Raw genomic sequence first — 7,280 nt, 5'->3', positions numbered from 1 at the left:
GGCCCGGCCTACGCCCGGCCGGTGCCGCGCCGGCGCACCGCCACCGCGGCGGCCGCCGCGATCAGGGCGAGGCCGCCGGCGAGGACGGGACCGTTCGCACCGGTTCCGGCGTCCACCGGGGCGCCGGTGTCGGCACCGCCCACGGGCACCTGGTCCACCTGGGTGTACGGGTCCGTGCCGGGCGTCACCCCGGGCACCTCGCCGGGCTGGGCGTCCGGCCCGGGGCCGGCCCCGGGGACCCAGTCGATGATGGTGTGGGTGTATCCCCCCGACTCGTTCTCCACGGGGATGCGGGTGGGGTCGTAGGCCCACTCGGCGCTCTCGCACACGATGCCGTTCCCGTCGTCGTCGACGAGGCTCGGGCTGTGGCTGACCGAGCCCACGGGGATGTTGTGGACGCCGTACCCGGCCGCGGTGGCGCAGTCGGTGAAGACCATCGGATCTCCCGGGGCGGCCGCCGCGGGGGCCGCCGTCAGGACTGCCAGGCCGATCGCCGCCGCCGTCGCCACGCCCGCTGCACTGTTCTTCATGGTGTTGCCTCGATTCTGCGAGTGCTGATGTGCATCCGCATCGTAGGCATTTCACGACTGCAACGTCAGTTGTCAAATCGTGATCAACGCCCGGGCGGGGTGCAGCAGTGCGGAACGCCGCGGGAAGTTCCCGGTTTCCGACTGTGACCAGGCACATCGGAATGCATGGTGGGCGCTTCATGACGCGGTCCGTGGCGAGAAGCGCGGGAAGCCGCGGCGCCGGCCCATCCCCCCGGTCCGGGACGGCGCCGAGGCTGCCCGCGGGTCAGCCGGCGAACGTGGCGTAGACCACGTAGTTGTCGTCGAACTCCCCGGTGGCCGGGTCGTCGCCGTCGCAGGTGATCAGCCGCAGCTCGGGCCCCTCCGTGTTGCCGTACACGGTCAGCGCGGGGAAGGCGTCCTTGCCGTACTGCTCTCCGCGCTCGACGGCGAAGACCGCCGTGGACCCGTCCGCTCGGTCCACCTCGATCGTGTCGCCGGGGTCGAGCCCGCGCGGCCCCGCGAGGACGCCCGGGCCGCCGTCGGTGGCGTTGACGTGCCCGAGCAGGACCGCGGGCCCCACCTCGCCGCCGGCGGCTCCGGAGTGCTCGCGCCGCACCCCGCCAGCAGCGAGGCAGCGGCAGCCGCGACGGCCAGGCGGTCCCTGCGGCGGGCGGGGAACGATCTCGTCACGGAGGGCAATCTCTCCGATCGGCCCGGGCTGGTCCTCAGCTCCGGCATCGGGCGACCCGGCCCGGGACGGGCGCCGCCGCGCACCGGGCCGTCCGGGGCGTGCGGAGCGCCGGCGCTCAGGCGATGTCGGGCGGAACCAGCTGGGCGACCGTGTGCCGGACGACGGCGCGGAAGTCCGGGCCGGTGCCGGGGGCGGACACCAGCGCCGCGGCGTACAGGGCGGCCCAGGCGGCGGCGCGGCGCCACACGTCGTCGTCGTACCGGCCGGTGCCGTCGACGACCGTCCGGAAGCCGGTGCGCTGGTGCGCGTCGAAGGCCAGCCACGCGCCGGCGAGGTCGGACGCGGGGTCCCCGGCGCAGACGTCCCCGAAGTCGATCAGACCCGTCAGCCGGCCGTCCCGGTGGACGAGGTTCCACGGATGGGGATCACCGTGCAGCCAGACCGGCGGTCGTGACCAGGGGGCGGCGCGCAGGCCGTCGTCGACGACGCCGCGGAGCCGCTCGGCCCGCCGCGGGCCGAGCACGGCGGCCACGTCCGGCCAGGACGGGGGCGCCGTGCGGAGCCGGTCCCCGAGCGGAACACCCCGGTGAGGATGGCGCGGCGCGGCCTCCGGCGCGGGGCGGTGCACCGAGCTCAGAGCGCGCGCCAGGTCCTCCGCGAGCCCGCTGCGGCGGGCGACCGGCAGGGTCGCGACAGCCTGTCCCTCGATCCACCGGACCACCGCCCAGGGCCACGGGTACCCGGCGCCGGGACGGCCGCGGAACACGGGCCGGGGCACGGCGATCCCCAGCGCGGCCAGGGGCTCACCGGCTTCGGCCGTCCACCGCACCTCGTGGAGCAGGCACGGGACGGCGGCCCGGCGCACCGGCAGGCGCACCGCGTGGGCCGGGCCGATCCGGAACAGCGCGTTGTCCCAGCCCTGGGCCACCGGCGTCAGCGGCCGGTCCAGGAGCTCCCGGAGCTCCGGCGGCAGCTGCGCCGCCAGCAGGCGGCGCACCTGGGCCGCCGTCGGCTGCACCTCGGCCTCGGGCACCATCGGTCCTCCCTCCGGCTCGGCAGACAAAGACATCGCCACCCGGCCGGAGCCGGGTGGCGATGTCAGGTCGGCGGCGGGGCGTTCAGCCCCGCGCCGCAGATCTCACGAGGAGATCAGAGCGTTCTCACGCAAGCACGGTGATGTTCGCGGCCTGGGGGCCCTTGGGGCCGTCCTGGGTCTCGAACTCGACGCGCTGGTTCTCCTCGAGGGAGCGGAAGCCGCCGGAGTTGATCGCGGAGAAGTGCGCGAACACGTCCTTGGAGCCGTCCTCGGGGGTGATGAAGCCGAAGCCCTTGTCGGCGTTGAACCACTTCACGGTGCCAGTAGTCATGGTGAACCTGTCTTTCTGGGAAACGGAGCGTCCCCGGCGATCGGGGTGCTCGGGCGTTGCGATGCCTGCCAAAACGTCTTCTCAGAAAAACTGCTGCACCCGATGTCCGGGCGAACTGCTTGTAATGCGAAAAACGAAACTTCAACAACTGGTGATGACTCTACAGGTGTTCGGGGAAAAGCACAGTGACGGACCCCACGTGCCCCGACAACGGGCCGGGAACGGGCCCGGTGCGTCCCCGGGCCGTTCCCTCGGGCGCCCCGCATCCCTAGGCTGTGACCATGGCCACACCTGAGACCCGCACCCGGCCCACCGTCAACTCGGACCTGGGCGAGGGGATCGGCCTGCACCGCTTCGGCAACGACCCGGAGCTGCTGCAGGTCGTGGAGCTCGCCAACGTCGCCTGCGGCTTCCACGCCGGGGACCCGGACATCATGTCCGCGACCGTGGCCGCCGCCGTGGCCCACGACGTGGCGATCGGCGCCCACCCCTCGCTGCCCGACCAGTGGGGCTTCGGCCGCCGCGCCATGGTGCTCACACCGGAGGAGGTGGAGTCCCTGGTCCGCTATCAGGTGGGCGCCCTCACCGGGTTCCTGCTCCAGCACGGGGCGGAGCTGCACCACCTCAAGCCGCACGGCTCGCTCTACGGGATGGTCGCCAAGGACCCCGCGCTCATGGAGGCGGTGGCGGCGGTGGCCGCCGACTACCGCGTCCCCGTGCTCGGCCTGGCCGGCACCGCGCACGAGGCCGTGTGCGCCGAGTTCGGCGTGCCGTTCGTGGCCGAGCTCTACGTGGACCTCGACTACAACGCCGAGGGCGGGCTGATCATCCAGCGCACGCCCCACGCCACCGACCCCGCCGCCGCCGCCGCGCGGGTGGCGCAGGCCCTGGATGAGGGGGTGGTGCGGGCCGAGGACGGCACGGAGCTGCCGATGCGCTTCGAGTCGGTCTGCGTGCACTCCGACGCCCCCGGGGCGCCCGCGGTGGCCCGGGCCGTCCGCGAGGCCATCGACGCCCACGCGGCGCGGGGCACCTGAGCCGCCCGGCCGCCGTCGTCGTCCGCCCCGACGCCCTCCGACCCCGAGTTCCCCGAGTTCCCCGAGTTCCCCGAGTTCCCCGACCCGACCGAAAGGACCCGCACCATGGCCGAGATCCAGTCCCCGCTCCCCGGCGTCTTCTACCGCCGCCCCTCCCCCGACAAGGACCCGTTCGTGCGGGACGGCGATCCGGTGGAGTCCGGCCAGGTCATCGGGCTCATCGAGGTGATGAAGCAGTTCTCGGAGGTCCAGTCGGACACCGCCGGCACGCTCCGGGCCTTCGAGGTGGAGGACGGCGACATGGTCAACCCGGGGGACGTCATCGCCGTGGTCGCGGAGAGCTGAGCCGTGCCGATCTCCACGCTCCTGGTGGCCAACCGGGGCGAGATCGCGGTGCGGATCCTGCGCTCGGCGCAACAGATGGGACTGCGCACCGTCCTGGCCGTGAGCGAGGTGGACCGGGAGTCGCTGGCGGCGGAGCTCGCCGACGCGATGGCCGTGGTGGGCCCCGCCCCGGCCCAGAAGTCCTACCTCAACGCGGAGGCGCTCGTGGCCGCGGCCCTGGAGCACGGCTGCGACGCGGTGCACCCCGGCTACGGGTTCCTCTCCGAGAACGCCGCGTTCGCCCGGCGCGTCCAGGAGGCGGGTCTGACGTGGGTGGGCCCCGACCCCGACGTCATCGACCTGATGGGCCACAAGACCCGCGCGCTGGAGGCCGCGATCGCGGCCGGGGTGCCCGTCCTCGCCGGCTCGAACGGGCCCCTGGAGGGCGACGACGACGCCGTCCTGGCGCTGGCCCGGCAGGTCGGCTACCCGCTCGTGATCAAGGCCTCGGCCGGGGGCGGCGGGCGCGGCATCCGCCTGGTCCGCGCCGAGGAGGACCTGCTGCGGACCGTCGACACCGCCCGCTCCGAGGCCGGGGCGTCCTTCGGGGACCCCACGGTCTACCTGGAGCGGTTCGTGGAGCGGGCCCGGCACGTGGAGGTCCAGGTCCTCGGCGACGGGCAGACGTTCCTGCACCTGGGCGACCGCGACTGCTCCCTGCAGCGCCGCTCCCAGAAGATCGTGGAGGAGGCCCCCGCCCCGGACCTGCCGGACGAGGTCCGCGAGCGCATCCGGGACTCCGCCGTGAACCTCGCCCGGCTGTGCTCCTACACCGGGGTGGGCACCGTCGAGTACCTCTACGACCCCGTCCGGCACGAGGCGGCGTTCATCGAGATGAACACCCGCCTCCAGGTGGAGCACCCGGTCACGGAGTTCGTCACCGGTGTGGACCTGGTCGCCGAGCAGCTCACGATCGCCTCGACCGGGCGGACGCGGCTGCGGCAGGAGGACGTCCGCTTCGACGGGCACTCCGTGGAGTGCCGGATCAACGCCGAGGACCCGGAGCGGAAGTTCATGCCGAGCCCGGGCACGATCAGCCGCCTCGACTGGCCGGAGGGGCCCGAGTACCGCGTGGACACCGGTGTGCGCAGCGGGGACACCGTGGCCCCGTACTACGACTCCCTGCTGGCCAAGCTGATCGTGCACGCCGAGGACCGGGGAACGGCCGTGCAGCGGATGGGCGCGGCCCTGGCCGCCACGCGCGTGGAGGGGATCCGGACCACGGTGCCGCTGCTGCGGCGGCTCGTGCTGGACCCGGAGTTCGCGGCCGTGGCGCACCACACCACCTGGATCGAGACCGAGCTGCTGGCCGACCGGCCCGGCGGCATTCCCAGTGACAATCCCAGTGACAATCCCAGCGACAGTCCCAGCGAGGGGAGCGCACCATGACCGAGACCCTGTACCTGCCCACCGCCCGGTACACGTGGGGCGGTGACGAGTTCCTGTTCGTGGAGTTCGACGAGGCCATGAACCTCACCGCCAACTACCTGGCCACCACCGTGGCACAGGGCCTCACCGCCCTGGACCTGCCCGGGGTGGTGGACGTCTGCCCCGCCAACGCCTCCCTGCTGGTGCGCTTCGACCCGGACGTCATCCACGCCGAGGACCTCAAGCGCCGTACCCAGGAGCTCGAGGGCGGGGCCCGGGAGTCCACGCAGTACACCGCCGAGACCCGGATCATCGAGGTCCCGGTCTGGTACCAGGACCCCTACACCGCCGAGGTCGTGGCCCGGTTCCGCGAGGGCTACCACCAGGACCCCTCCGGCACCGACCTCGACTACGCCGCGAAGGTCAACGGCCTCGCGGACGCCGCCGAGTTCATCCGGCGCCACCACGAGTCCCCGTGGCTGGTGTCCATGGTCGGCTTCGTGGCCGGGCTGCCGTTCATGTACCAGCTCGTGCCGAGGGACCGGCAGCTCGAGGTGCCCAAGTACCTCAGCCCCCGCACCGACACTCCCCCGCTGACCGTGGGGCACGGCGGGTGCTTCGCGTGCATCTACTCGGTGCGCGGGGCCGGCGGCTACCAGATGTTCGGCATCGCCGCCGCCCCCATCTACGAGCCCGAGCAGCACCTGCGCGACTTCCGGGACTTCCTCATCCTGTTCCGGCCCGGGGACCTCGTGAAGTTCCGGCCCGTGGACGAGGCCGAGTACCGCGCCATCCAGCAGCAGGTCGAGGACGGCACCTGGCGGTACCGGCAGGCGCCCGTGACCCTCGACGTCGAAGCCGCGCTCGCCGATCCCGACACCTACAACCGCACCCTTCTGGAGGCCCTCGATGGCGCTGACGATTGAGCAGCCCGGGCTGCTGACCACCGTCCAGGACCAGGGACGGATCGGGTACTACCACGTGGGCATCCCGCAGGGCGGGGCCATGGACCAGGAGTCCGCGCAGGCGGCGAACAAGCTGGTCGGCAACACCGCGGACGCGGCCGTCCTCGAGTGCACCTACACGGGGCCCGCCTTCACCGTGGACGCCCCGACGACGATCGCCGTGACCGGGGCGGACCTGCCCGTGCTGGTCAACGGCGAGGAGCAACCGGCGTGGCGGCGGCTCGAGCTGACGGCGGGCGACGCCGTGAAGTTCGGCGTGCTCCGCGGCGGCGCCCGGTTCTATCTGGCGGTCCGCGGCGGCATCGCCGTGCCCGAGGCCCTCGGCTCCCGCTCCACCTACGCGATCGGACGGCTCGGCGGGCTGGACGGCCGGAAGCTCGAGGCCGGGGACACGGTGCCCGTGGGCGAGCCCACCGGTCTGCTGCCCGAGGTCGAGGAGATCCCGGAGCGCCTCCGCCCCGCCTTCGGCCGGTCGCTGGAGCTGCGGATCATGTGGGGGCTCTACGACCACCTGCTCACCGACGGGGGCCGGCGCCGGCTGGTCGAGGAGGAGTGGAAGCTCACCCCGGTGGCCGACCGCATGGGTCTGCGCTTCGAGGGCCCCGGCGTGGAGTGGATCGAGCGCCGTCAGCCGTTCGGGGCGGGCTCGGACCCCTCCAACATCGTGGACGCCGGCTACGCCGTGGGCTCCATCCAGGTCCCCGGCGGCACGCAGCCGATCGTTCTGCACCGGGACGCCGTCTCCGGCGGGGGCTACGCCATGGTGGGCACCGTGATCTCCGCGGACATGGACCTGCTGGCCCGGGCGGCACCGGGCGCGAGCACCCGGTTCCGCGCGGTGTCCATGGCGGAGGCGCTGCAGGCGCGCCGGGAACGCGCCGAGCGGCTGGAGGAGATCTGGGCGTTGTGACCGGCGTCCGCTCGCGGGCAGCGGGGGACGGCGCCTCGCCGTCCCC

At 73.5% G+C, this 7,280-nt stretch carries 9 protein-coding genes; 5 read left to right on the top strand and 4 right to left on the bottom strand.

Annotated elements, in window-relative coordinates:
• Nucleotides 1-8: 8 nt before the first annotated feature.
• The 4 genes from ACFU0Y_RS15930 to ACFU0Y_RS15915 form a co-directional block, all read right to left on the bottom strand.
• On the bottom strand, nt 9-530 hold the full coding sequence (locus tag ACFU0Y_RS15930) for a hypothetical protein (RefSeq protein ID WP_380215569.1): 522 nt from the start codon (nt 528-530) through the stop codon (nt 9-11).
• A gap of 265 nt (nt 531-795) precedes the next feature.
• Nucleotides 796-1,128, bottom strand: coding sequence for a sortase domain-bontaining protein (locus tag ACFU0Y_RS15925; protein WP_380215567.1), 333 nt, complete (start codon nt 1,126-1,128; stop codon nt 796-798).
• A gap of 190 nt (nt 1,129-1,318) precedes the next feature.
• Nucleotides 1,319-2,236 carry an aminoglycoside phosphotransferase family protein gene (locus tag ACFU0Y_RS15920; protein WP_380215565.1) on the bottom strand — a complete coding sequence of 306 codons (918 nt, stop codon included), beginning with the start codon at nt 2,234-2,236 and terminating at the stop codon, nt 1,319-1,321.
• 127 nt (nt 2,237-2,363) lie between these two features.
• Nucleotides 2,364-2,570 (bottom strand): cold-shock protein, encoded by a 207-nt coding sequence (locus ACFU0Y_RS15915; protein ID WP_035923571.1) that lies wholly within the window; start codon nt 2,568-2,570, stop codon nt 2,364-2,366.
• Between the two features lie 281 nt (nt 2,571-2,851).
• On the opposite strand from ACFU0Y_RS15915, the gene ACFU0Y_RS15910 reads away from it, so the two are divergent.
• The 5 genes from ACFU0Y_RS15910 (at nt 2,852) to ACFU0Y_RS15890 (ending at nt 7,234) form a co-directional block, all read left to right on the top strand.
• Nucleotides 2,852-3,607: a 5-oxoprolinase subunit PxpA gene (locus ACFU0Y_RS15910; protein ID WP_380215562.1), complete on the top strand. Its 756-nt coding sequence runs from the start codon at nt 2,852-2,854 to the stop codon at nt 3,605-3,607.
• Between the two features lie 105 nt (nt 3,608-3,712).
• Nucleotides 3,713-3,952 (top strand): acetyl-CoA carboxylase, encoded by a 240-nt coding sequence (locus ACFU0Y_RS15905; protein WP_380215560.1) that lies wholly within the window; start codon nt 3,713-3,715, stop codon nt 3,950-3,952.
• A 3-nt stretch (nt 3,953-3,955) separates the two neighbouring features.
• Entirely contained in the window at nt 3,956-5,380 is a 1,425-nt protein-coding gene (locus tag ACFU0Y_RS15900; protein WP_380215558.1) for an acetyl/propionyl/methylcrotonyl-CoA carboxylase subunit alpha, read from the top strand.
• Nucleotides 5,377-6,285 (top strand): allophanate hydrolase subunit 1, encoded by a 909-nt coding sequence (locus tag ACFU0Y_RS15895; RefSeq protein WP_380215556.1) that lies wholly within the window; start codon nt 5,377-5,379, stop codon nt 6,283-6,285. Before ACFU0Y_RS15900 ends, ACFU0Y_RS15895 begins: the two co-directional genes overlap by 4 nt.
• Nucleotides 6,269-7,234, top strand: coding sequence for a biotin-dependent carboxyltransferase family protein (locus ACFU0Y_RS15890; RefSeq protein WP_380215554.1), 966 nt, complete (start codon nt 6,269-6,271; stop codon nt 7,232-7,234). The genes ACFU0Y_RS15895 and ACFU0Y_RS15890 overlap by 17 nt, the downstream gene beginning before the upstream one ends.
• Nucleotides 7,235-7,280 lie beyond the last annotated feature (46 nt).

The organism is Kocuria sp. NPDC057446 (assembly GCF_042802875.1).
Lineage (GTDB): Bacteria > Actinomycetota > Actinomycetes > Actinomycetales > Micrococcaceae > Kocuria.
Note: the sequence above shows the minus strand (reverse complement) of the source record. Positions and strands in the feature narration are given on the sequence as shown.